23 protein-coding genes are annotated in these 23,645 nt (G+C 66.7%); 13 read left to right on the top strand and 10 right to left on the bottom strand.

The window, feature by feature from the left end; translation table 11 throughout:
* Positions 1-102: 102 nt before the first annotated feature.
* Both ACVT6V_RS08445 and ACVT6V_RS08440 read right to left on the bottom strand, forming a co-directional pair.
* On the bottom strand, positions 103-2,253 hold the full coding sequence (locus tag ACVT6V_RS08445; RefSeq protein ID WP_489899354.1) for a S9 family peptidase: 2,151 nt from the start codon (positions 2,251-2,253) through the stop codon (positions 103-105).
* Positions 2,254-2,256: 3 nt separating this feature from the next.
* Positions 2,257-3,147 (bottom strand): phosphoribosylaminoimidazolesuccinocarboxamide synthase, encoded by an 891-nt coding sequence (locus ACVT6V_RS08440; RefSeq protein ID WP_489899353.1) that lies wholly within the window; start codon positions 3,145-3,147, stop codon positions 2,257-2,259.
* Between the two features lie 34 nt (positions 3,148-3,181).
* Here ACVT6V_RS08440 and ACVT6V_RS08435 point away from each other — a divergent pair, with 34 nt between their 5' ends.
* Positions 3,182-3,466, top strand: coding sequence for an Rdx family protein (locus tag ACVT6V_RS08435; protein ID WP_489899352.1), 285 nt, complete (start codon positions 3,182-3,184; stop codon positions 3,464-3,466).
* 514 nt (positions 3,467-3,980) lie between these two features.
* Here the strand turns inward: ACVT6V_RS08435 and purB are convergent.
* From purB to ACVT6V_RS08420, 3 genes are all read right to left on the bottom strand, one after another.
* On the bottom strand, positions 3,981-5,408 hold the full coding sequence (gene purB / locus ACVT6V_RS08430; protein ID WP_489899351.1) for an adenylosuccinate lyase: 1,428 nt from the start codon (positions 5,406-5,408) through the stop codon (positions 3,981-3,983).
* 56 nt (positions 5,409-5,464) lie between these two features.
* Positions 5,465-5,833: a hypothetical protein gene (locus ACVT6V_RS08425; RefSeq protein WP_489900754.1), complete on the bottom strand. Its 369-nt coding sequence runs from the start codon at positions 5,831-5,833 to the stop codon at positions 5,465-5,467.
* 95 nt (positions 5,834-5,928) lie between these two features.
* A complete protein-coding gene (locus ACVT6V_RS08420) occupies positions 5,929-6,522 on the bottom strand; it encodes a TetR/AcrR family transcriptional regulator (RefSeq protein ID WP_489899350.1) in 594 nt (197 codons plus the stop codon).
* A 138-nt stretch (positions 6,523-6,660) separates the two neighbouring features.
* On the opposite strand from ACVT6V_RS08420, the gene ACVT6V_RS08415 reads away from it, so the two are divergent.
* On the top strand, positions 6,661-7,131 hold the full coding sequence (locus ACVT6V_RS08415) for a nucleoside deaminase (protein ID WP_489899349.1): 471 nt from the start codon (positions 6,661-6,663) through the stop codon (positions 7,129-7,131).
* An 18-nt stretch (positions 7,132-7,149) separates the two neighbouring features.
* Here ACVT6V_RS08415 and ACVT6V_RS08410 read toward each other — a convergent pair whose 3' ends face one another.
* Positions 7,150-8,055: an SDR family oxidoreductase gene (locus ACVT6V_RS08410; protein ID WP_489899348.1), complete on the bottom strand. Its 906-nt coding sequence runs from the start codon at positions 8,053-8,055 to the stop codon at positions 7,150-7,152.
* A gap of 86 nt (positions 8,056-8,141) precedes the next feature.
* Between ACVT6V_RS08410 and ACVT6V_RS08405 the strand changes: the two genes are divergently transcribed.
* The 10 genes from ACVT6V_RS08405 (at position 8,142) to ACVT6V_RS08360 (ending at position 16,069) form a co-directional block, all read left to right on the top strand.
* Complete coding sequence (locus tag ACVT6V_RS08405; RefSeq protein ID WP_489899347.1) at positions 8,142-8,720, top strand: TetR/AcrR family transcriptional regulator; 579 nt, start codon at positions 8,142-8,144, stop codon at positions 8,718-8,720.
* A 242-nt stretch (positions 8,721-8,962) separates the two neighbouring features.
* Positions 8,963-11,110, top strand: coding sequence for an MMPL family transporter (locus ACVT6V_RS08400; protein ID WP_489899346.1), 2,148 nt, complete (start codon positions 8,963-8,965; stop codon positions 11,108-11,110).
* Positions 11,111-11,177: 67 nt separating this feature from the next.
* On the top strand, positions 11,178-11,447 hold the full coding sequence (locus ACVT6V_RS08395; protein ID WP_489900753.1) for a metal-sensitive transcriptional regulator: 270 nt from the start codon (positions 11,178-11,180) through the stop codon (positions 11,445-11,447).
* 28 nt (positions 11,448-11,475) lie between these two features.
* Positions 11,476-11,886: a DUF302 domain-containing protein gene (locus ACVT6V_RS08390; protein ID WP_489899345.1), complete on the top strand. Its 411-nt coding sequence runs from the start codon at positions 11,476-11,478 to the stop codon at positions 11,884-11,886.
* A 12-nt stretch (positions 11,887-11,898) separates the two neighbouring features.
* A complete protein-coding gene (locus ACVT6V_RS08385) occupies positions 11,899-12,513 on the top strand; it encodes a mycothiol-dependent nitroreductase Rv2466c family protein (protein WP_489899344.1) in 615 nt (204 codons plus the stop codon).
* Entirely contained in the window at positions 12,404-12,667 is a 264-nt protein-coding gene (locus tag ACVT6V_RS08380) for a DUF8730 family Cys-rich protein (protein WP_489899343.1), read from the top strand. The genes ACVT6V_RS08385 and ACVT6V_RS08380 overlap by 110 nt, the downstream gene beginning before the upstream one ends.
* A gap of 66 nt (positions 12,668-12,733) precedes the next feature.
* The gene (locus tag ACVT6V_RS08375; protein ID WP_489899342.1) at positions 12,734-13,261 is read left to right on the top strand and encodes a GbsR/MarR family transcriptional regulator; all 528 of its coding nucleotides are present in this window, start codon (positions 12,734-12,736) and stop codon (positions 13,259-13,261) included.
* Positions 13,258-14,241: an ATP-binding cassette domain-containing protein gene (locus tag ACVT6V_RS08370; RefSeq protein ID WP_489899341.1), complete on the top strand. Its 984-nt coding sequence runs from the start codon at positions 13,258-13,260 to the stop codon at positions 14,239-14,241. Before ACVT6V_RS08375 ends, ACVT6V_RS08370 begins: the two co-directional genes overlap by 4 nt.
* Positions 14,241-15,041, top strand: coding sequence for an ABC transporter permease (locus tag ACVT6V_RS08365; RefSeq protein ID WP_489899340.1), 801 nt, complete (start codon positions 14,241-14,243; stop codon positions 15,039-15,041). The genes ACVT6V_RS08370 and ACVT6V_RS08365 overlap by 1 nt, the downstream gene beginning before the upstream one ends.
* A gap of 68 nt (positions 15,042-15,109) precedes the next feature.
* On the top strand, positions 15,110-16,069 hold the full coding sequence (locus ACVT6V_RS08360; protein ID WP_489899339.1) for an alpha/beta hydrolase: 960 nt from the start codon (positions 15,110-15,112) through the stop codon (positions 16,067-16,069).
* 336 nt (positions 16,070-16,405) lie between these two features.
* On the opposite strand, the gene purD is transcribed toward ACVT6V_RS08360, so the two are convergent.
* Complete coding sequence (gene purD, locus ACVT6V_RS08355) at positions 16,406-17,659, bottom strand: phosphoribosylamine--glycine ligase (protein WP_489899338.1); 1,254 nt, start codon at positions 17,657-17,659, stop codon at positions 16,406-16,408.
* A gap of 161 nt (positions 17,660-17,820) precedes the next feature.
* On the opposite strand from purD, the gene ACVT6V_RS08350 reads away from it, so the two are divergent.
* Positions 17,821-18,702, top strand: coding sequence for a hypothetical protein (locus ACVT6V_RS08350; protein WP_489899336.1), 882 nt, complete (start codon positions 17,821-17,823; stop codon positions 18,700-18,702).
* A gap of 9 nt (positions 18,703-18,711) precedes the next feature.
* On the opposite strand, the gene ACVT6V_RS08345 is transcribed toward ACVT6V_RS08350, so the two are convergent.
* From ACVT6V_RS08345 to ACVT6V_RS08335, 3 genes are all read right to left on the bottom strand, one after another.
* Complete coding sequence (locus tag ACVT6V_RS08345; RefSeq protein ID WP_489900752.1) at positions 18,712-19,929, bottom strand: low temperature requirement protein A; 1,218 nt, start codon at positions 19,927-19,929, stop codon at positions 18,712-18,714.
* 173 nt (positions 19,930-20,102) lie between these two features.
* Positions 20,103-22,274: an ArnT family glycosyltransferase gene (locus ACVT6V_RS08340; protein ID WP_489899335.1), complete on the bottom strand. Its 2,172-nt coding sequence runs from the start codon at positions 22,272-22,274 to the stop codon at positions 20,103-20,105.
* Entirely contained in the window at positions 22,271-23,566 is a 1,296-nt protein-coding gene (locus ACVT6V_RS08335) for a bifunctional glycosyltransferase family 2/GtrA family protein (protein WP_489899334.1), read from the bottom strand. Before ACVT6V_RS08335 ends, ACVT6V_RS08340 begins: the two co-directional genes overlap by 4 nt.
* Positions 23,567-23,645 lie beyond the last annotated feature (79 nt).

Raw genomic sequence — 23,645 nt, 5'->3', positions numbered from 1 at the left:
GGCGTTATTCCGGGTTCTCTCGGCGTACAGCGGGTTCTCTCGGCGTACCGGAGGGTTCTCTCGGCGCGAAACAGGGTTCTCTCGGCGCCGGGACCCACCCGACTACGAGTCGGCGTTCACCGCCCCCGTCTGCTGCAGTATCCAGGCCAGCTCGAACGCAACCTCTTCCCACTGCTTGTAGCGGCCGCTGACACCGCCGTGGCCGGCCGACATCTCCGTCTTGAGCAGGACCAGGTTGTCCGAGGTGCTCAGCTCCTGCAGACGCGCAACCCACTTGGCGGCCTCGGTGAACAGCACGCGGGTGTCGTTCAGAGATGTCAACGCCAGGATCGGGGGATACGGCTTGGCACCGACGTTCTCGTAGGGCGAGTAGGACTTCATGTACGCGTACACGTCCGGGTCGTGCAGCGGATCGCCCCACTCGTCCCACTCGATCACGGTCAGCGGCAGCGACGGGTCGAGGATCGAGGTGAGCGCGTCGACGAACGGCACCGAGGCGAGGATGCCGTTGAACAGCTCCGGCGCCAGATTGGCAACCGCTCCCATCAGCAGCCCACCGGCCGAGCCGCCTTCGGCCACCATGTGTTCCGGTGTCGTCCACCCACTGTCGACGAGGTGGCGGGCGGCGTCGACGAAGTCGGTGAAGGTGTTCTTCTTCGTGAGCGTCTTACCGTTCTCGTACCAGTGCCGCCCCATCTCGCCACCGCCCCGGATGTGGGCCAGAACGAACACCACCCCGCGATCGAGCATTGACAGACGCGACACCGAGAACGATGGATCGATACTGGTCTCGTACGAGCCGTAGCCGTAGAGCAGTAGCGGCGCGGGACGAGATTCGTCGACGCCCTTGCGCCGCACGACCGACAGCGGGATCTTGGTCCCATCGGCCGCGGTGGCCCATTCCCGTGACTGGACATAGTCTTCGGCGTCGTAGCCGCCGAGCACGGGCTGGCGCTTCAACAGTGTGAGTTCGCCGGAAGCAACGTCGAGGTCGAGGATCTCGGTCGGATCGACGAAACTCGCGTAGCCGATGCGCAGCCGGGGTGTCACCCACTCCGGGTTGCCACCCAGCCCGGCCGAACACAGTTCCTCTCGGAAGGTGACCTCGTGGAAGTCTGTCCGCGAAGGGATTCCGTCGATCGTCCGGAGATCGGCGATCGCCAGTTTGGGCAGCGCGTCACGGCGGTAGGACAGCACGAGATAGTCGCGGAAGGCGTCGAGATCCTCGATCCGCAGATCCAGGTCGTGCGCGATGAGTTCCCGGCGGTTGGACGGATCGGCGGCCGGGGCGATGTCGATCGCGAAGTTCTCCGCCTTCACCCCGTCCCGGACGTCGTTGTGCACGATGACGAAATAGTCGTCGCCGCCGATCACCGCATGCTCGACGCTGTACTCGACGCCCTCGACCCGTTCGGCGACGCTTCGGAATTCGCCGGTCGGGTCGTCGGCGGGAAGCACGTACACCTCGGACGTGATCTTTGATCCGACACCGATCATCAGATATTTGTCGCTGCGGGTGGAACCCATTCCCACCCAATACCGCTCGTCGGGTTCGTGGAAGACTCGGACATCGTCGCCACCCGACCCGATATCGTGACGCCACACCGTGTCCGGCCGCCACGCCTCGTCGACGGTCTGATAGAAGACGTGTTTGGCGTCGGCCGACCAGACCGCACCACCCGCGGTGTTGGCGATGACGTCGTCGAGCAGTTCGCCGGTGCCGAGGTTCTTGAATCGCAGGGTGTACCGCTCGTCACCGACGACGTCGGTACTGAAGGCCAGCCAGTCGCCGTCGTCACTGACGGTCAGCGCGCCGAGGCTGAAGAAGTCGTGACCCTCGGCCTCGACGTTCGCGTCGAGGAGGATTTCCTCGCCCGGCAGCGCAGCGTCGGCGGCGACCTCGGGTGGCGTCCAATCATCCTCTGCCGCAATGGGGCAACGGCAGCGGATCGCGTACTGTTTGCCCTCTTGCGTCCGTGCGTAGTACCAGTACCTGCCGCGCCGGCTGGGGACCGACATGTCGGTCTCCTGGGTGCGACTCTTGATCTCGGAGAAGATCTGGGCGCGTAGATCGGCGAGTTGGTCGGTGTGCTTCTCGGTGAAGGCGTTCTGCGCCTCGAGGTAGGCGATCACCTCAGGATCGTCCTTGTCCCGCAACCATTCGTAGTCGTCGACGAAGGTGTCGCCGTGGTGGGTGCGCTCGGTGGGGACCTTCTTGGCCACCGGCGCGGTGACGTCGGTACTCACATCCATCTCCTACTCGTGATCCGGCCAGTCGGCGAAGGACTTCTGCGAAATCCATTCGTAGGCCTCGATGTAGCGTGCTCGTGTGCGTGACACGACGGGCTCGGGCAGCGGCGGTGGGGGCGCATCGGCAACCCGGTCCCACCCGGAGTCCGGGCCGGTGAGCCAGTTGCGGACGATCTGTTTGTCGAAGCTCGGCTGCACTTCGCCGGGTCGATAGGTGGCGGCCTCCCAGTACCGCGACGAGTCGGGCGTGAGCACCTCATCGGCGAGGACGAGCTGCCCGTCCTCATCGAGCCCGAACTCGAACTTGGTGTCGGCCAGGATGATTCCGCGGTCGGCCGCCAGCGCCGCGCCGCGTCCGTAGATGTCGAGGGTGGCTGCACGCAGACGTTCGGCGAGTTCGGCACCTTCCTGCTCGGCAACCCGTTCGAAGCTGATGTTCTCGTCGTGATCACCTTGCGCAGCCTTCGTCGCAGGTGTGAAGATCGGCGCAGGTAGCTTGCTCGCCTCCTCTAGGCCCTCGGGCAGTTCGACGCCGCAGACCGACCCGGTCGCTCGATAGTCGAGCAGTCCGGAGCCGGTGAGATATCCCCGCGCGACACACTCGACCTGCACCATCGGCAGCTTGCGTACGACCATCGCGCGGCCGACCGCCTCGGCCGGGATGCGCTCGTCGGTCGGGCCGCCGGCCAGGTGATTGGCCACACCGAGCACGTCGAACCAGAAGAAGCTCATCGCCGTGAGGATGCGGCCCTTGTCCGGAATCGCCGGACTCAGGATGTGGTCATAGGCGGAGATCCGGTCCGAGGCGACCAGCAGTAGGGTGTCGGCGTCGATCTCGTAGATCTCGCGGACCTTCCCCGACGCGACGTGCGTATAGGAGTGCAGTTCGGGACGCATGCATCGACCCTAGAGGTATGACAGTCTGCATCGCATGACCGGTCCACAGATCACCATCACCTACTGCACCCAGTGCAACTGGCTGCTGCGCGCCTCGTGGATGGCCTCGGAGCTCCTGAACACGTTCGGTACCGAGTTGGGCTCGGTGACGCTGGTCCCCGGCACCGGCGGCGTCTTCCACATCGATGTCGATGACCAGCGGGTCTGGGAGCGCAAACGCGACGGTGGTTTCCCCGATGTGGTGACCCTGAAACGGCTGGTGCGTGACGTCGCCCTACCCGATTGGAGTCTGGGGCACGCGGATCGAGCGGCGGATTGAGGAGGGGCCAACTGATCCCTGCTCGAACCCGCAAACCGCCCCCTGAGGAGCGAGCTTCACGACGGGCGCCCTTCGTGACGCATCGCTCGTTCCTCGCGAGGCTCCTCAGGGACCGATGGGGCGACGCATCGCTCGTTCCTCGCGAGGCTCCTCAGGGACCGATGGGCCGACGCATCGCTCATTCCTCACCAGGCTCCTCAAGGACCGATGAGGTGACGCAGCGCTCGTTCCTCACGAAGCCCCTCAGCGACCGATGAGGTGACGCATCGCTCGCTCCTCACGAAGCCCCTCAGCGACCGATGGGGCGACGCATCGCTCATTCCTCACGAAGCCCCTCAGCGACCGATGGGGCGACGCATCGCTCATTCCTCACGAAGCTCCTCAGCGACCGATGAGGTGACGCAGCGCTCGCTCCTCACCAGGCTCCTCAAGGACCGATGAGGTGACGCAGCGCTCGTTCCTCGCGAGGCTCCTCAGGGACGGGTGGGGTGACGCCTCAGAGCAAGAACGGGAACTACAGAATCGGTGCCGGCGTGTAGGCCGCGGCGTCCGGATACTGGGCAATGATCTTCTCCGCCGCGGCGACGACCTCGGCCACCTGCGCTTCGGCGGCCCCGACGAACACGGACTTGTCGGCGAGCAGCTCGTCGAGCTGGGCCCGGTCGAGCGGGATGCGATCGTCGGCGGCGAGTCGGTCCAGCAGATCGGGCTCGCGGCCCTCCTCGCGCATCGCGAGGGCGACGGCGACGGCGTTCTCCTTGATCGCCTCGTGGGCACTCTCCCGGCCGACACCGGCACGCACCGAGGCCATCAACACCTTGGTCGTGGCCAGGAACGGGAGGTAGCGGTCGAGTTCGTTGGCGATCACGGCCGGATATCCACCGAACTCGGCCAGCACCGTCAGGAAGGTCTCCATCAGGCCGTCGATGGCGAAGAATGCGTCGGGCAACGCCACCCGGCGTACCACCGAGCAGAAGACGTCGCCCTCGTTCCATTGCGCACCGGCAAGCTCGGCGGCCATCGAGCCGTAGCCACGCAGGATCACCTGAAGACCGTTGACCCGCTCGCAGCTGCGGGTGTTCATCTTGTGTGGCATCGCCGAGCTGCCGACCTGCCCCGGCTGGAAGCCTTCGGTCACCAACTCGTGCCCGGCCATCAGCCGGATGGTGTGAGCCAGCGACGACGGACCGGCCGCCACCTGCACCAACGCCGAGACGACGTCGTGGTCGAGGGAGCGCGGGTAGACCTGTCCGACCGACGTCAGGGACCGGGCGAACCCGAGATGGTCGGCGACGCGGCTCTCCAGATCGGCGAGTTTGGCGGCATCCCCGCCGAGCAGGTCGAGCATGTCCTGCGACGTCCCCATAGGGCCCTTGATACCGCGCAGCGGATACCGATCGATGAGTTCACGCACACGGGTCAGCGCGACCATCAGCTCGTCGGCGGCACTGGCGAAACGTTTGCCCAACGTGGTCGCCTGCGCGGCGACATTGTGGCTTCGACCGGCCATCACGATGGTCGAATACTGAGCGGCGCGGTCGACGATGCGGGCGAGCACGGCGACGCCGTGGGCATACACGTGTTCGAGCGACCGCAGGATCTGCAGCTGCTCGACGTTCTCGGTGAGGTCGCGGCTGGTCATTCCCTTGTGGATCTGCTCATGTCCGGCCAGCGCGTTGAACTCCTCGATCCGCGCCTTCACGTCGTGTCGGGTGATCCGCTCACGGTCGGCGATGGAGTCGAGGTCGATCTGGTCGACGACCTTCTCGTAGTCGGCGATCGCGCCGTCGGGGACGTCGATACCCAGGTCGCGTTGTGCCTTGAGCACCGCGATCCACAGTTGGCGCTCGAGAGCGATCTTGTTGCGTGGCGACCACAGCTCAGCGAGCTCGGTGGAGGCATAACGACTGGCCAGGACGTTGGAGATGGCAGGCTTCGACACGCACACAGTGTAGTCGTGCGGCCCCTCAGCCCGGGAATCCGCGCGGGAGACCCGCCCTACAGCGCGAAGCAGGCCCAGCCCGAGCCGTAGCCCTGGTGGACGCGCATGACGGTCACCGGTCCCGTCACCCCACCCTGCTTGGCGTAGAGCAATCGATCCCCGATGCGGCGCGGTACCCAACGGATGGTCGCGATGGCGCCGTCGGCTTGGGCCGTGCCGATGAGCCGCTCGGGATACCCCTGGGCGCGTTCGAAGAATGTGACCCTCCCCGACGAGTTCACCGGAACTGTCAGGTCGTACAGACACCCGGTTCCATAGACCACCGAGGAGAACGGCACACCGGCGTCGACCTTGCCGACAGGCGCGGCACCGGCGGATCCCGGTGTGGCAGCAAACAACCCGAGCACCATGAGCCCACCGGCCATCATCGCCGACACCGTGGACCTTCTCCGGCGCCCCCTCCCGGTCCCGGCTGTGTCGAACCTCGACATGATCTCTCCCCCTGTCCTCATCCGGCGGGTCATCCGCGCGGTGCGAGCACCTCGATGACCTCGATCAACGCGTCCCGTGCCGCAGCGTACGGGGTCACCTGCGGCAGCCCCAGGGCACCCATCACCGCGCCGTCCTCCACAGCGATCAACTGTTCGACGTGGACCGGGTCGGCCACCCGGAAGGACTTCTGCAGCACATCGGAATGCATCTCGGACAAGAGCACCCGCCGGTCGGTGACGACGTCACGCAGACGCGGGTAGCGCGCCGCAAGGGTGATGGTCTCGTATCGGGCGGCCAGCATCTGGATGGTCGTCTCGGGACCGACGAACACCTCGGCAAGAGCATCGGCGGTGGCGTGTCCCCCGCGCCGACGGCGCGACAATGCGTCACGGCGCGCCGCGATGCAGTCCTCGTCGTTGCGGCAGACGTGCGCGGCGGCCTCGGCCATCAGATCCTCGAGTGAACCGAAGTAGTAGGTCGTCGACGCCAGCGGCAGCTGAGCGCGCTCGGCGACGGCACGATGCCGGACCGCATCGAAGCCGCCTTCGAGCAGCAACTCACCGGCGGCCTCGATGAGTCGGGACCGACGTCGCAGCCCCTTGGGGGTCGCCGCCGAAGTCATGGAATCATGCTGCCAAAGCGCTCGCCTGCCGGGTGTTGCTTTGGCAAAAGCCGCTACGCGGTCAACGAATTCGACACCTCGACGCACAGCGACCCACTACATGCGGTCGGTTCGCCCGAATCTTGAGACGATCGATACATGGACGACGAGACCTTCCTCCGCCAGGCGATCGATCTCGCCGCAGCGGCGCGCGCCCGTGGCGATCACCCATTCGGCGCGTTGCTCGTCGACGCGGACGGCGAGGTGGTGCTGACCGCACTGAACACGGTGATCACCGACGCAGACCCGACCGGCCACGCCGAGACGAACCTCGTGCGTGCCGCGGGGCGACGGTTCGACGTGCGGGCGCGGGCGGCGTTGACGCTGTACACCAGTACCGAACCGTGCGCGATGTGCGCGGGCGCCATCTGCTGGGCGCGCATCCCGACGGTGGCGTACGCCCTCAGCGAGACCGATCTCCGGTCGATGACCGGCGACGATCCCGAGAACCCGACGATGTCTCTGCCGTGCCGCGACGTCTTCGCCCACGGGGCACACCCGACGTCGGTGCGCGGCCCCCACGACATCCCCGCCGCCCGCGAGGTCCACGCCGGCTTCTGGCGGCCCTGACCGCCAGGCCTCCTCGGCCTACCGAAAGTAGTGCCCCGAGTCGATGTCCTCGATGAGGCCCGGCCGCTCGGGCTTCCAGTCCATCACCTGACGGGTCAGCGCGGCCGACACCGGGTTGTCCGCGGTGACGAACCCGGCGAGATAGTGGAACCGGTCTGCCAGGTCATCGGGCGCGACTGTGGCCGTGGGTATTCCGAGTCCACGACCGATGGCCTCGGCGATCTCCCGGAACGCGACACCCTCGTCACCGACGGCGTGCAGACGTGTCCCGCCGGGCGCCGACTCCAGCGCCATCCGGTACAGCCGGGCGGCGTCGCGGGTGTGCACCGCCGGCCAGCGGTTCGTGCCATCGCCCGGGTAGCCGGAGAATCCGTTCTCGCGGGCGAAACCGATCAGCCCCGGGACGAATCCGTGATGGTCGAGATCGCTGTGCACCGACGGCGGCAGCCGCAGCACCGACGATCGGACCCCGCGCGACGCGAGAGCGATGATCTCGTTCTCGGTGTCGATGCGGTACCCGCCGTCGAACACGTCGTCCTCGGTTCCGGGGCGTCCGGTCACGCCCATCAGTGCGATCAGCGCAGTGCCGGACGTGCCGACAAAGGGCTTGCCCGTGCCGACGAGTGCATCAGCCATCGCCCGCACCGCCGTCAGGTCCGCGGCCGCCGCGGTGGCGAGATCGCCGGTCTGCATCAGGTCATGCTTGAAGGCCAGGTGGATGACGCCGTCGGCGTTGGCTGCCGCGTCGGCCAATATGTCGAGGTCGTCCAGGTCTCCCCGTCTGACCTGCGCACCGAACTCCTCGATCGCCGCGGCGGAGGCGTCGGATCGGGCCAATCCGACGACCGTGTGTCCCGCGTTGATCAGTTCGGGAATCACTGCGGAACCGATGTGCCCGGATGCGCCGGTGACAAATACCTGCATGAGACTCTCCTCGTCCTTGATGACAGGTTGTGACATCACCTACCGTACGCCTGATGTCACAACCTGTCATCACGTATCCTGGGCCCATGGGACGCTGGCCGGCGGGATCACGCATGCGCCTGCAGCAGGCGGCACTGACACTGTTCGTCGAACGCGGCTATGACGCCACATCGGTCGCCGACATCGCCGAGGCGGCGGGCGTCACCGAACGCACCTTCTACCGACATTTCGGCGACAAGCGCGAGGTCCTGTTCGACGGCGGCCGCGCACTGGAGCACGAGATCGTCGAGCGACTGGCCGAATGCCCTGCCTCACTCGCACCCCTCGACGCCATCGCCATTGCACTCGATCACGCGGCCGACGCCTTCTTCTCCGACCGACAGCCGTTCTCGCGCATCCGCCAGAGCGTCATCGACGCGAATCCAGAACTCCAAGAGCGTGAAGCGCTCAAGATGACGGCCCTGACCGATGCCGTGGCGAAAACGTTTGTCGCCCAAGGGCTGGACGACACGACCGCCCGTCTCGTGGCCGAGATGGGCATCGCGGTGTTCAAGACCGCCTTCGCCGCCTGGGTGGCGCCGGACAACTCCGAGCCACTCAACGCAAAGCTGGCGGCCGCCATGCGCACTCTCCGCGGCGTGGCCACGCACACACCCGACAACTGACCTCCCGTCGTCCGATCGTCTGAATGACCCCCTGCCGATCGGCGGGTCCACACGAGATCGGCTTCGAAAACCGCACGGTGCAGCGCAGAGCTCGGCGTATCGCCGAGCTCTGCCCGCTCTGGGGCGGTTTTCTGCCACACCAGATCCGCGCGCGCCACGGCGCCACTCCTTGCCGGATGTATACCCCCTGGGGTATGGTCGTCGACGACCTAGAGATACCCCCATGGGTATATGGAGGAGACATGACCGCAACGACAGAAGTGGGCACAGAAGCCCACCAGACCAAGCGTCCCGGCCCACTGGGACGCCTCGGCGGGTGGACCGCAAACCACCGACGGTGGGTGTTCGGGATCTGGGCGCTCGTGGTGATAGGCCTCGGCGTCGCCGCACCGTCGGTTTTCAGTTCGTTGGCCGGTGCGGGGTGGCAGGCCAACGGCTCGGAGTCGGTCGCGGTCCGCGAACTCGCACAGGAACATTTCGGTGGCAACTCGTCGGCGGCCGTGCAGGTCGTGATCCACTCCGACGACCAGTCGATCTCGAGTCCGCAGGTCGCTCAGGTGGTCGACGAGATCACCACGATCGCCCACGCAGACAACCGGTTCGGCGAGGTCGTCCCACCGCAGCCGGGTATGACGATCAGCAGTGACGGCCACACGGGCATCGTCCTGGTCGGCGCCGCCGCGACACCCGACGACATGGTGAAGGCGGTCGACGAGCACAAGGACGCACTCACGGCATTGTCCGGCAACGGGATCGATGTCTATCCGACGGGCGCGTCTGCGCTGTGGAGTGACTTCAACAAGGCCAACCACGAGGCGATGATCAAGGCCGAGATGGTGTCCTGGCCGATCACGCTGGCCATCATGGTGGTCGCCTTCGGTTCCCTGGTCGCTGCCGGCCTCCCACTGCTGTTGACCATCGCCGGCCTGATCGCATCCGCCGGGGCGCTGGTCCTGCTCAACATGGTCACCCCGATCTCGGTGTGGGCCATGAACTTCGCGATGATGTTCGCGTTGGCCCTGGGCATCGACTACGCGTTGTTCCTGGTGTCGCGCTTCCGCGCATCGATGGCCGCACGTAAGGACTCGAGAGCGGCCGTCGTCGAGACGATGGACACCGCAGGCAAAGCGATCCTGCTCTCGGGCCTGACCGTTCTGGTCAGCCTGTCGGCGGTGTTGCTGGTCCCCGCGCCGGCGGTCCGCACGATGGCGGTCGGGATCATGATGGCGGTCGTGTTCGTCCTGGCGGCCACGATGACCCTGTTGCCCGCGGTCCTCGGCGCGGTCGGCACGGGTGTCAACGCACTGTCGCTGCCCTGGGCCAAACGCCAACAACATCGCTCGCCGCTGTTCGCGAAGTGGGGAAACCTGCTGCACCGCCACCCGTGGCCCTTCGCCATCGGATCGTTGGTCATCCTCATCGCCCTCGCGTTGCCGGTGATCGGACTCAAGGTGGCGATGCCCTCGATCAACGTTGTCCCCGAGGACGCCCCCGTCCGCCAGGGCTACGCAGTGGTCCAAGAGGCGATGGGGGACGGCGCCCCGGGCGCGCTGCAGATCGTCGTCCCGCAAGCGCAGGCCGCCGACACCGCGTCGATCGCCTCCGCAACACCGGGCATCGCCATGGTGACACCTCCCCAGCAGGCCACCGACGGCTCCGGTTACGCGATGCTGCAGGCGATCCCGACCGTCGATCCGTCCGATCAGCAGATGAACGGCATCGTCGCCGACCTGCGGGACTCGTTGCCGGCCGACGCACTCGTCGGCGGCGCCCCGGCGGAGAACATCGATCTCCAGCAAGCGCTGAACGACTGGTTCCCGGTGATCGTCGCGGTGATCCTGACCCTCGGATTCCTGCTGCTGCTCATCGCACTGCAGGCACCGGTGATCGCACTGCTGGGCACCATCGTGAGCCTGCTCTCCACGGCGGCCGCGTTCGGCGTCGCACGGCTGATCTTCCAGGACGGCCACGGCGCGAGCCTGCTCGGCTTCGAACCACAGGGTTTCCTCGACGGCTGGGGTCCGGTGTTCTTCTTCGCGATGATCTTCGCGATCGCGATGGACTACACGGTGTTCCTGCTGGCGACGGCAAAGGAGCATTATGAACGGTCCAACGATCCCAAGGTCGCGCACGTCGACGGACTGGCGTACTCCGGACGCGTCATCTTCGCCGCCGCGGCGGTGATGGTCGCGGTGTTCTTCACCTTCGCCCTCGCCCAGCCACTTCCGCCGAAGGAGATGGGCATCATCCTGGGCGTGGCCGTCCTGCTCGATGCCACCCTCATCCGACTGGTCCTGCTCCCTGTGCTCTTGCGGATCACCGGGCACGGCGCGTGGTGGAGTCCGGCGTGGCTTCGGCGCATCCTGCCGAACATCTCGTTCCGGCATTGATCCTCAGCTTCTACATACCCCATGGGGTATAGGATGGTTCCATACCCCCCGGAGGAAGTGAGAAGTGATGGTTGGCGACGAAGAATCGATCACGGTGGTCCTGAACCGTTTACGCCGTGCCCATGGCCAGCTGGCCGGCGTGATCTCGATGATCGAGCAAGGCCGCGACTGCAAGGACGTGGTCACCCAGCTGGCCGCCGTGTCGCGGGCACTCGACCGCGCCGGCTTCAAGATCGTGGCGACCGGCCTCCGACAGTGCCTCACCGGCGAGGATGCCGACAACCGCGAACCCATGACCGAGGAACAACTCGAGAAGCTGTTCCTCGCCCTGGCCTGACGTAGAAATCGACAGAAAGGAACACATCATGCAGCTCGGTTACACCACGACCATGGAGACCACCTTCGACGACGCGGTGGCACGTACCCGAGAAGCCCTGTCCGAACAGGGTTTCGGCGTCCTCACCGAGATCGACGTGAAGGCCACGCTGAAGCAGAAGCTCGACAAGGACATGGAGAACTATCTGATCCTCGGCGCGTGCAACCCACCACTGGCCCATCGTGCCCTCGACGTCGACCGACAGATCGGCCTTCTGTTGCCATGCAACGTGGTCGTCCGTGATGACACCGAAAACACGGGACGGGTCATCGTCGAGGCGATGAACCCCGACATCATGGTCGCGGTCACCGATGCGCCGGGCCTGCCCGAAGTCGCGGCCGACGCCGCCGAGAAGCTGCGGGCGGCCGTGTCGACACTCGGCACCCCGGTCGCGAGCTGAAGGCGGGTAGAGATGTCTGACAGCTCAACGCAGGTCGAGATCTTCGTCGATCCGGTATGCCCATTCGCCTGGGCGGCATCGCGATGGCTCGTCGGCGTGACCGAGCGCCGCGACGCGTCGGTCACGTGGAAACAGATGAGCCTGGCCGTCCTGAACGAGGGCGCGGAGGCGCAAGGCGCGCACGCTGCACGCATCGCGACGTCGCGTCGTGCCGGGCGGCTCATCGCCGCAGTGGCCGATCCCGCCGACATCGGACCCGTGTACCTGGCACTCGGCAAGCGTCTGCACGCCGACGGCCGCGAACTGACCGATGAAGTCGCTCGCGAAGTACTCGACGAGTGCGGCCTGGACCCCTCGGCGGTCGGCGCGATGGACAACGAGCGCTGGGATCCGGCCGTTCGGACCGCGCACCAGGCGAGTCAGGACGCGCTCGGCGGCGGCGGGGGCAGCCCGATCATCGTCATCGATGGGCGCGCCTTCTTCGGCCCCGTACTCACCGAGATCCCGGACGCCGAGGATGCCGATCGACTTTTCGACGGGCTCGTCGCCCTGGCGGCAACGCCGGCCTTTGCCCAGGTGGAGCGGCCGCGCGTCGGCCCGCCGGACCTGCGAGAGGCCGCCGCCTGACATGTGCCATCCCACTCGATGCCGCCAGTGCGGCAAGACCACCTGGTCCGGCTGCGGCATGCATGTCGACGCGGTCCGGCGCTCGGTCCCTCCTGCTCAGTGGTGCCCCGGGCACGCTGACGGAAAGAAGCGGGGCTTCTTCGGCCGCCGCTGATACCAGCTCTGATATCTGAGATAACACAAATTTGTGTTATCTCAGATATCACTGCATACTGTTGTCGTGCCCAGCGACGAACAGCTCACCTACGCCGACCACATGGCGCGCTACTACGCGCGCCGATTCAGCTTTCCGCCCATGGTCGGGCGGGTCATCGGATATCTCTCGGTCTGCGACCCGCCGGCGCAGAGCATCAGCGAACTCAGCGAGGCGCTGCTCGCGAGCAGGTCTGCGATCACCGGCGCTCTGGAAACCCTCGAACGGCTCGACGTCGTCAAGCGGACGCGAACCGCCGGCGAGCGCATGGACCGGGTCAGCATCGACCTCTCCTCACCCCAGTCACTGGGGTTCGACATCGGCGAGTTCGAGGAACTGGCCACCCTCGCCCGCGAAGGGCTTGACGTCCTGCGCGATGCCGATGCCAACCGACGGGCCGCCCTGACCGAGGTCGCGGCGCTCGCCGACTTCCTCACCGACCGAATCCCGGCGCTGTACGAGGAGTGGAAGAAACACCGCGCCTCGTTGATCGCGTCGGGCGAACTGGTCGATCCATGGAGTTCACCATCGAATGACGGGAGCAGTGAATCATGAACGAGTCCAGTGGTACCGCCCTTGCGATCAGCGCCAGAAGGTTGCGAAAGAGCTACGGCGACAAGGTGGTTCTGAATGGGTTGGACCTGACGATCGCCGCGGGCGAGGTCTTCGCGCTGCTGGGCCCGAACGGATCGGGCAAGACGACCACGGTCAACATCTTGTCCACGCTGCTCCCCGCCGATGAGGGCACCGTCACCGTCGGCGGGCACGATCTGGCCGACGATCCCGACGGCATCCGTTCGGTCATCGGCGTCACCGGACAGTTCGCCGCGCTCGACGACCTACTCACCGGTCGGGAGAATCTGCGCCTGATGGCCGACCTGCATCACCTTCCCAAGGCGACCGGGAAGGCACGGGTCGACGAGTTGCTGGCCCAGTTCGACCTGTCTGATGCCGCTGATCGTGCGGTGTCGACGTACTCGGGCGGCATGCGTCGCCGGCTCGATCTCGCGATGTCACTGGTAGCCACACCCGAGGTGATCTTCCTCGACGAGCCGACGACCGGACTCGACCCGCGCAGCCGCCGGACACTGTGGGAGACGATCGCGGGGCTGGCACGCAGCGGTGTGACGATCTTCCTCACCACCCAGTACCTGGACGAAGCAGATCAGCTGGCCGACCGTATCGCGCTGCTCGACGACGGCCGTATCGTCGCCGAGGGTACCGCTGCCGAACTGAAGCGCCGCGTCCGTGGCTCGTCGATCCACCTGACGTTCGCCGACGATGACGACCTCTCGCGGGCGATCACACTGTTCCCGGAAGGGATCGCTCACCGTCCCGCGCATCGGCTCGACCTACCCGCCGACGACACCGTGGTGACCTTGCGTGATGCATTGGAGCACATCGAGTCCGCCGGCCTGGCGGTCACCGACATCTCCGTGCACACCGCGAGTCTCGACGACGTCTTCTTCGCCCTGACCGGGCGCCAGCAGACCACCGAGCAACCCCAGACCGCCGACCAGACAGGGGCCGCGTGATGACCACTCTCACCTACACCGTGACCGACTCGACCACCATGCTGCGCCGCAACCTGCGCCGCATCGTCCGGTATCCGTCGATGACGGTGCTGCTCATCGGGATGCCGATCGTGTTCCTGCTGCTGTTCGTCTACGTGTTCGGCGGGCAACTCGGCGCCGACATGACCACCCCCACCGGGGAGACCGGACGGCAGGCCTACGTCAACTACGTCGTGCCCGGTGTCCTGCTGATGACAGTCGCGGCGGCGGTGCAGGGCACGTCGATCAACGTCGCGATGGACATGACGTCGGGGATCATCGCGCGATTCCGGACCATGGCCATCAGCCGGTCGGCCGTCTTGACCGGTCATGTGCTGGGCAGCCTCATCCAAACCGTCTTCAGCATCATTGTCGTCCTCGCCGTCGCACTCGCGCTCGGCTTCCGACCGAACGCGAACGCACTGGAATGGCTGGCCACGGCCGGGTTGATCGTCCTGTTCAGCGTTGCGCTCATCTGGCTCGCGGTGTACCTCGGTCTCGCCGCCAAGAGTGTCGAGACCGCCAGCAACACACCGATGTTGCTGACACTGCTGCCGTTCCTCGGTAGCGGGTTCGTACCCACCGACTCGATGCCGCCGGGACTGCGGCAGTTCGCCGAATACCAGCCGTTCACCCCGGTCACCGAGACGCTGCGCGGGCTGCTGACAGGCACGGCGATCGGGACCGGGACCGCGGTGGCCGCCGTGGCGTGGAGTGTGGGCATCGCGGTCGTCTCCTACATCGCCGCGGTGCGGACGTACGGGCGTCGGCGCGTCGCATAGACGCCACGCCGCGCACCCGGCGGTGGTGTCGGGAGACAACAGCGGTGGACCAGTAATCTGGGGAGGCAATGACTGCCGAACGTGATTCGCCGACGAACGCCACTGACCCGACCGAGGATCGCCTCGGCCGGGTCAGTCGTCGTTCGGTCCTCGTGGGCGGCATGGGTGCGGCCCTGATCGGCGGTTTGGCGGCGTGCTCGAACCAGTCGCCGACGACGGTCGAGCCGCGCAAGCTGGAGACCCGGGCCGCCGACGACGAGCTCCCGTCGGAGACCAGTCCGCCGAGCATCGCCGAGGGCGGACCGCCGCTGATCACCGGCAGTTTCGTCTCCGCCAAGATGGCGGGGCGCAACACCCGCTGGGCGGTGGCGCGACCCGAAGGTGTGTCCGGGCAGCTGCCGGTGGTCCTGGTGATGCACGCGCTGAACACGAACGAGAAGTCGATCTTCTCGTCGAAGCTGCAGATGCAGAATGTCCTGCAGCAGTATGTCGATGCCGGCAACGCCCCGTTCGCGCTGGCCGCCGCCGACGTAGGCCGAAATTACTTCCACGCGCGCGCCGACGGTACCGACGGGGCCGCGATGATCCTCGACGAGTTCCTCCCCATGCTGTCGTCGAGCCCGGAGCTGAATCTGTCCACCGAACGCATCGGGCTGTTCGGCTGGTCGATGGGCGGGTATGGCGCGCTGCGACTCGGCGCGTTGCTCGGCGCACCGAAAGTTGCCGCCGTCGCGGTCAGTTCACCCGCGTTGTGGGCCGATCCCCGAAACTTCCCAGCTCGCGCCTTCGACTCCTACGACGACTACCAGGCGAATTCGTTGTTCGGGCAGCAGCCCGCGTTCACGAAGATCCCCCTGTTGATCTGCATCGGCTCGTCCGACCAGTTCTTCACCTACACCCGGCAATGGGCCGCAGGGCTGCATCCACCGGCCGCGTTCGGGACGTCGGCAGGCGGACACACCAACCGTTACTGGCGCAGCGTGCTGCCCGAACAGGTCGAATTCCTGGGGCGCAATCTGGCGCGGTGAGCCGGCGATGGCCCGGTCGGTTACTGAGCTCCCCCACCGGATACAGAGCTTCCTCACCGGATACAGAGCTTGCGCTTTTCCGCCGGTGCCTGAGGAGCCTCCGAGCACCCCCCCCAACCGGTCAAGCCTTCCCACCTCGACCGTCGCCGTCACCGCGGCGGAGCGTCCCCACCGGTCCCTGAGGAGCCTCCGAGCGTCCACTCACCGGTCCCTGAGGAGCCTCCGAGCGTGCACTCACCGGTCCCTGAGGAGCCTCCGAGCGTGCACTCACCGGTCCCTGAGGAGCCTCCGAGCTTGCGAGGATGCGTCACGAAGGGCCGCAACCACCACCCAGCGTCAGAGCGAGATCCGGCCCTCGAGTGCCGCTTTGCCGATGTCGGTGCGGAAATGTGAGCCGGGCAGTTTGACGCCCGCGATCCGCTCGTAGGCCTGGGCGCGCGCTTCGGCGAGATCGGCGCCGGTCCCGACCACGGCCAGCACGCGCCCACCCGCCGACACCACGGCACCGTCGTCGTTGTGTGCCGTACCGGCGTGCAGAACACCCTCGCCGTCGGCACCAGAGATCACGTCCCCGGTGCGTGGCTTGCCCGGGTAGTTCTCCGCTGCGACGACAACGGTGACAGCGGCACCATCGGACCACTCCAGCTTCGGGAGTTGATCCAGGGTTCCCGTCGCTGTGGCGTTGAGGGCTTGTCCGAGTGGGGATTTGAGCAATGCGAGGACGGCCTGTGTCTCGGGGTCACCGAAGCGACAGTTGAACTCGACGACGGCGGGACCGTTCTTGCCGATCGCGAGCCCGGCGTAGAGCAACCCGGAGAAAGGGGTTCCCCGCTTCGCCATCTCGGCCGCGACCGGTTTCACCACCTCGTCGACGATCTGCTGGGTCATCTCATCGGGCAACCACGGCAATGGCGTGTAGGCGCCCATGCCGCCGGTGTTGGGTCCGGCGTCGTTGTCCCCCACCCGCTTGTGATCCTGGGCGGGAAGTAGTGGGACCACCGTCTCGCCGTCGACGAGACAGAACAGGGAGACCTCCGGTCCGTCGAGGAAGCTCTCCAGCAGCACCGGGTGGCCGTTCTCGAGGAGTTCCGCCGCGTGGTCACGGGCAGCCATCCGATCCTCGGTCACGACGACGCCCTTGCCGGCGGCCAGGCCGTCGTCCTTGACCACCCAGGTCGGCCCGAACCGGTCGAGTGCGGCGTCGAGGCGGGCCGGGTTGTCGACGATCTCGCTGTGCGCGGTCCGGACCCCGGCGGCCGCCATCACGTCCTTGGCGAACGCCTTCGACCCTTCGATGCGGGCCGCGGCCGCGCTCGGACCGAACGTGGCGAAACCCGCCTCACGCAAGGCATCTGCGACACCGAGCACAAGTGGGACCTCCGGGCCGATAACGACCAGGTCGGCGTCGACGCTCGTGGCCAGAGCCACGACGGCCTCGCCCGACGCGACATCGACCGGATGGTTGGTGGCGATCGCCGACGTCCCGGCGTTGCCGGGACCGACGTGCAGTTCGGTGACCGACGGGTCGGCCGACAGTCCGATGAGCAGGGCATGTTCGCGGCCGCCCGAGCCGATCACGAGTACGCGCACGGTGACGACTCTAGTGTGCACCTACCGACGAGGTCAGCCTGGGCGCGGGCCGCCACCCGGTTCGTCCGCCTGGTCTCCATTCCCCCCGAAGCTTCTGGCGGATGAATGAAATTCGGGAGGACGAACAGCACGCGGGCCTAGAGTTGGCTCGGGAGGTCACCATGACAGCACCGCCCCGCGGGGTGAGCAACGCCTTGGGGACGTACCGGACCCTGCGCTTGGGCATGGTCATGCTGGTGCTGATGCTCGCGGTGGGCGTCCTCGTCGACGCCGGCCGGCACGACTGGTGCTTCCAGACCTCGATCAGCGCCTACTATTTCACCGCGATCCACGCCGTCTTCCTCGGCATGGTGTGTGCGCTCGGCGCGTGCCTCATCGCCTACCGCGGCAACTCCGACACCGAGGACGTGCTGCTCGACACCGCCGGATTCCTCGCGTTCATCGTCGCATTCGTGCCGACCGCCAGGCCGGGACAGCCGGGGACGGCGTGCGAACCGTTCGGCTTCGACGCAGGCCTGAGCGATGCCAGCATCCGCACGTCGACGACGGCGTTGTTCATCGTGACGGTGGTGGCGCTCGTCGGTCAGATCGTGGTGGGTCGGTTGACGCGGACGACGCAGCCGTGGACGCCGCTGGGCAACGTGGCACGCGTGGTCGGAGGCGTCATCGCGATCACCATGTTCGTGATGTTCTGGTTCGCGGATTTCTTCGCGCGCTACGCCCACGGCATCGCGGCGGTGACCATGTTCGTGCTGATCGGTGTCGTCGTGGCGTGCAACGCCTACCTCGCCGCCAAGCAGTACGGAACATGGCGCAACCGATACTCGCTGATCTACGGCGCAATCGCGATCGCGATGATCGTGACCGCCGCGTTGGTGGTGATCCTGCACCTCTGGGCCCGGTGGCCGTACGCGATCATCCTCGCCGAAGCCCTACTGCTGTTCGAGTTCTCGCTGTTCTGGATCGTCCAGACCGTCGAACTGTGGAATATCGATGACCGGCGCCGCTTGATTCCGCGGTCCGAGGACGTGGCACCCCTCTGAGCCGACGACTCAGGCGTGGACCACCTGCACACCCATGCTCACCAACGCCTCCGCCCGCCGCGGCACCCCGAACACCTCGTCGACAACCACGATCAGGACCGGTGCCAGCGATGCGACGACGATCGCGACGACCACCGAGACCCCCGCCGCAGCCAGCCAGACGCCGGCGACGAGGAACGTGATCGCCCCCAGGGCGAGGAGCACGGTCAACGGATCGAACGGCAACAGATAGTCGTACATGGCGAGGGCACCGAGGCAGTACACACCCAACGGGATCGCCAGGCTAGCCACCACCACCCCCGCACCGATGTGGGCTTCGTGCTCGATGTAGAGCGCGGCGACATGCAGTCCGGCTCCGACGGCCGCCGCGGCCGAAAAGATCAGGATGTGCCCGTAACCCCAGACAAAGCTCTTCTCCCGATGCACGTGCAGGGCATCGCCGGTCGGCACGATGAAGTACATCCACCACATCGCGAACGTCACGCCCATCGACGCCAGGCCCAGCACCGCGGTCTCCACCGACCAGCCCTGAACTTCGATGAGCGCCCCCAGCACCGCGACCGTACCGACGACGCCCTCGCCGAGAGTGATGATGGTCAACAGTCCGTAGCGCTCGGCGATGTGGTGTGGATGCCACGGAGTTCCAGAGGTAGTGCGCTCGGCGATGAACGGGCCCAGCAGTTCGACGGCGATGCACCCGATCATCGCGAACAACGTCGCCAGGGGTCTCATGTCCGCGATCAGCACCGCGACCCAGCCGATCTGAGCGACAAGCGTCATCGTCGCATAGATGAGGCACGCCCGCCGACAGTCGACACTCTGGGCCGCCGCACGCAGCCACTGGGCGACCATCCCGACCCGCATCACGATGTAGCCGATGACGAGAACCCGGTTGTCGACGTGCTCGTGCCCGGCCAGGGACTCGAAGATCGGTGGGATACCCAGCGCGATGATCGCGACGCCGATCATCTGCACCAGCGTCACCAGCCGGAAGAACCAGTCGTCGGTGTCGAATGCGGAGGCGAACCAGGCGAAGTTGATCCACGCCCAGATCGCGGCGAATGTGCAGAGCAGGTAGCCGAAGACGGCAGCCGAATAGTGCCCTTCGGCGATCTGGTGAGCCACCGAGGTTCCGGCAGCGGAGAAGGCGACGACGAAGATCAGGTCGTAGAACAGTTCCAGACTGGTCGCGGCCCGGCCTTCCTGATGCGGGTCACGGCCGGTCATGCGCCGCAGCGGATGTCCGATGGTGATGCTCACGGTCGGAACTCTAGCGAAGCCGGCGGCAGGCAGCCGTCGATGCGACGCCGGTGAGCGATCTGAATCCACGCCTCCTGTCACCGGTCACCTCGCACATGCACGTGGTGACCGGCGACAGTCGGGCTCGATGCGGGCCGACGTCAGCCGGCGGTGGGGTCGGTCAGGTCGTAGACCGTGGTCCCACCGACGGTCGTCGCGGTGAAGTGCTCCTGCACCCACGCAGCGATCTCCGCGGATGGACGACTGCCATCAGACCCCCCGCCGAATCCGCGGCCACCACCGATGAAATAGTGGATCTTCCTCTCCGACACCAACTTCTGGAACTGATCCAGGGTCGGCGACGGGTCGGTGCCGTTGAAGCCGCCGACCGGCATCACCGAGTATCCCGATTCGAGCTGGTATCCGGATGCCTCGTTCGAGCCGACGGCCGCGGCCACCCAGGTGTAGCGATCTGCGTCGGCCTGCAGCATCGCGACGAGTTCGGCGCTCGGTTTCGAGCCGTTCAACAGTCCACCCGGGCCGCCCATCCCTCCTGGTCCGCCCTCGGCTCCGAACAGCCCGCCGCCCGCAGCCATGCCACCGGGAACGCCGGCGGCGCCCATCCCGCCGGGCATGCCTGTGCCGCCCGGACCGGCCATCGCCCCGCCTGGGGTGTTGGTGCCGCCACCACGCGCCGCGCCCGGCATCGCCTGGCCACGGACGCCCCCGCGCATCGTGCCCCATCGGTGACCACCCGGGCCCCCGCCACCCGGACCGAACTCGCCCTCCACACGCGGTCCGGCGCTGATGATCGAGCCTTGTTTGGCGGTCGCAACGGTGTCGATCGTGTACGCCACCGGCCCCGCCAACGCCGCGGCCAGTGCGGTCACCAAGGCCAGCCCCGACAGATAGGTGCGGTGTGCGACAAGCGTGACGGCACCGCCGACGATGCCGACGAGCAGCACCAGCCACCGCAACCACGGAACAAAGTCCGGTGAGCGATTCAACAGGGCGAAGCCCCAGATCGCCGCGATCCACACACCGGCTGCGAGCACGATCCGGACCCAGAGACGATCCCGCGCCGACCAGCACACCGCCGCAGCACCCGCGACGACCGCGGCCACCGCCGGGGCAAGAGCGGCCGTGTAGTAGCTGTGGAAGATTCCGGCCATGAAGCTGAAGGTGACCATGGTGACCAGCAGCCACAGTCCCCACACCGCCAGATATGCGCGACGGAGATCGGTGCGGCGGGCCTTGCCGATGACGACGAGCGCGGCGATCCCGAGGACGAGCGCGGAGGGGATCAGCCACGCGATCTGGCCGCCCTGGGCCGGCTCGAACATGCGCAGCCACCCGGTCTCACCCCACATACCGCCGCGGCCGCCACCAGGACCACCGGGACCGCCGGCGGCACCCAGATATCCGCCGGCGCCGCCCATCGCGCCGGTGTAGCCGCCACCGCCGCCCGGCATCACGCTGCCGGTCTCGTTACCGCTGAGCCTGCCGAAACCGTTGTAACCGAGTGTGAGTTCGAGGATCGAGTTGTTCTGCGAACCACCGATCCAGGGCCGCGACGACGCCGGCCACAGCTCGACGGCGAGAATCCACCACCCCGCGCTGACGATCAACGCGCCGAGCGCCGCGAACAGATGCCCGAGTCGCTTGACCCAGGCGTGCTGCCCGAAGGCGAGGTAGGTGACGGCCAGCGGGGGCACGATCAGCATCACCTGCAACTGCTTGGTGAGGAAACCGAAACCGACGAAGACACCGGTCAGGATCATCCACCGGATGCGCCCGTCCTCGATCGCCTTGAGCATGGCCCAGACCGCCGCGATCATCAGCAGGATGAGAAGCGCTTCGGGGTTGTTGAACCGGAACATCATCGCCGCGACCGGTGTGAGCGCCAACACCGCGCCGGCCAGGATGCCTGCCCAGTGGCCGAAGTACTTCTTGGTGATCAGGTACAGCAGCGCCACCGAGGCGACACCCATCAAGGCGTTGGGCACCAGGATCGACCAGGAGTTGAGTCCGAAGATCCGCACGGACAACGACGGAATCCACAGTGATGCAGGCGGCTTGTCGACGGTGATCGAGTTCGCCATGTCCGACGAGCCGAAGAACCAGGCCTTCCATGACTCCGAACCGGCCTGGATCGCCGCCGAGTAGAACGAGTTGGCCCATCCGTTGGCGGACAGGTTCACGATGTTGACGACACCGGTGCCCACCAACAGGACGGCGAGTGAGATACGCCGCCAGACATGGGCGTTCCGCCCGGAGGCGGGTGCCTCGGGCGGAACGGATGACGACGTCGGACGATCGATGGTGGTGCTCATTCGGCGGCCCCTTCGACCAGCGGGTTCGGACCGGGTTTCGGGCCCGCCGGATTGAGGTGACCGCGGAACACCCAGCGCAACCCGACGAAGCGGGTCAGGGTGGCGACCAGGTTCGCGATCACGAGCACCAACAGCTCGAGATGCTTGGTGGCCTCCGGCGCGAACGCGTGTAGCGCGACGAGGGCTCCGGAGGTGACCAGCCATCCGAACACGAACACACCCAACCCGAACAACTGGTGCCGGACGGCACCCTCACGGCCCGAGATGCCGAAGCTGAAGCGCCGGTTGGCGGCGGTGTTGAGCACCGCGGTGACCGCGAGTGCCACGAAGTTCGAGACCTGCGCACCCAGGAAGGAGTGGAGCAGCAGGTACAGCACGGCATAGGCGACCGTGGACGCGACACCGATCACGCAGAAGCGGGCCAGTTGGCCGACGAGTCCGAACGGCACACCGTCGATGGCCGGACCGGGAGCGCGGTCGCGGCCGATGGTGGTGCGCAGCTGGGCGATCGGAAGCCGACCGGTGGTGAGCGCGTATCCGACTCGCGCACATCCCTTGAGGTCGGCGACGGCGGTCGAGACGATGTCGACGGTGCTGTTCGGGTCGTCGACCCAGTCGACCGGGACCTCGGCGATACGCAGGCCGATCCGCTCGGCCAACACCAGCAGTTCGGTGTCGAAGAACCAGCCGGTGTCCTCGACGTACGGCAGCACCTGGCGTGCGATGTCGGTGCGCATCGCCTTGAAACCACACTGCGCGTCGGAGAACTTGGCGCGCATCGTGGTCCGCAGGATCAGGTTGTAGGAACGGGAGATGAACTCGCGTTTGGGTCCGCGGACCACCCGCGACGACCGCGCGAGCCGGGTACCGATCGCGATGTCCGAGTGACCCGAGATCAGCGGCGCGATCAGCGGCATCAGTGCGTTGAGATCCGTCGAGAGGTCGACGTCGCAGTAGGCGACGATCTGCGCGTCGCTGGCCCGCCAGACCGCGTTGAGTGCGCGGCCACGACCCTTCTGCTCGAGATGCACCACGCGCAGGCCGTCGATCTCATCGGTCAGCGCCGATGCGATCGCCAGGGTGGCGTCCGTGCTCGCATTGTCGGCGACGGTGATCCGGGCCGGGTAGGGCACGTTGGTCCGCAGGTGGTCGGCCAGTCGACGCACCGAGCCGGCCACGTCGGCCTCTTCGTTGTAGACGGGGACCACGATGTCGAGGATGGGGACCGGTGTCGAACTGTCGGCGACGATCACCGACCGATCGCCGGTCGCCGGGAGCGCTTCTGCTGTCATGACTCATAGCTTCGGGCCGCAAACTTCGCCCACTCTGCATCGAAGCTGTCAGCTTCCTGTGAGCGCGGGCCCGTTGTGG

Source organism: Gordonia sp. LMA167, assembly GCF_058130025.1.
This window is presented reverse-complemented; position numbering and strand designations above follow the sequence as displayed.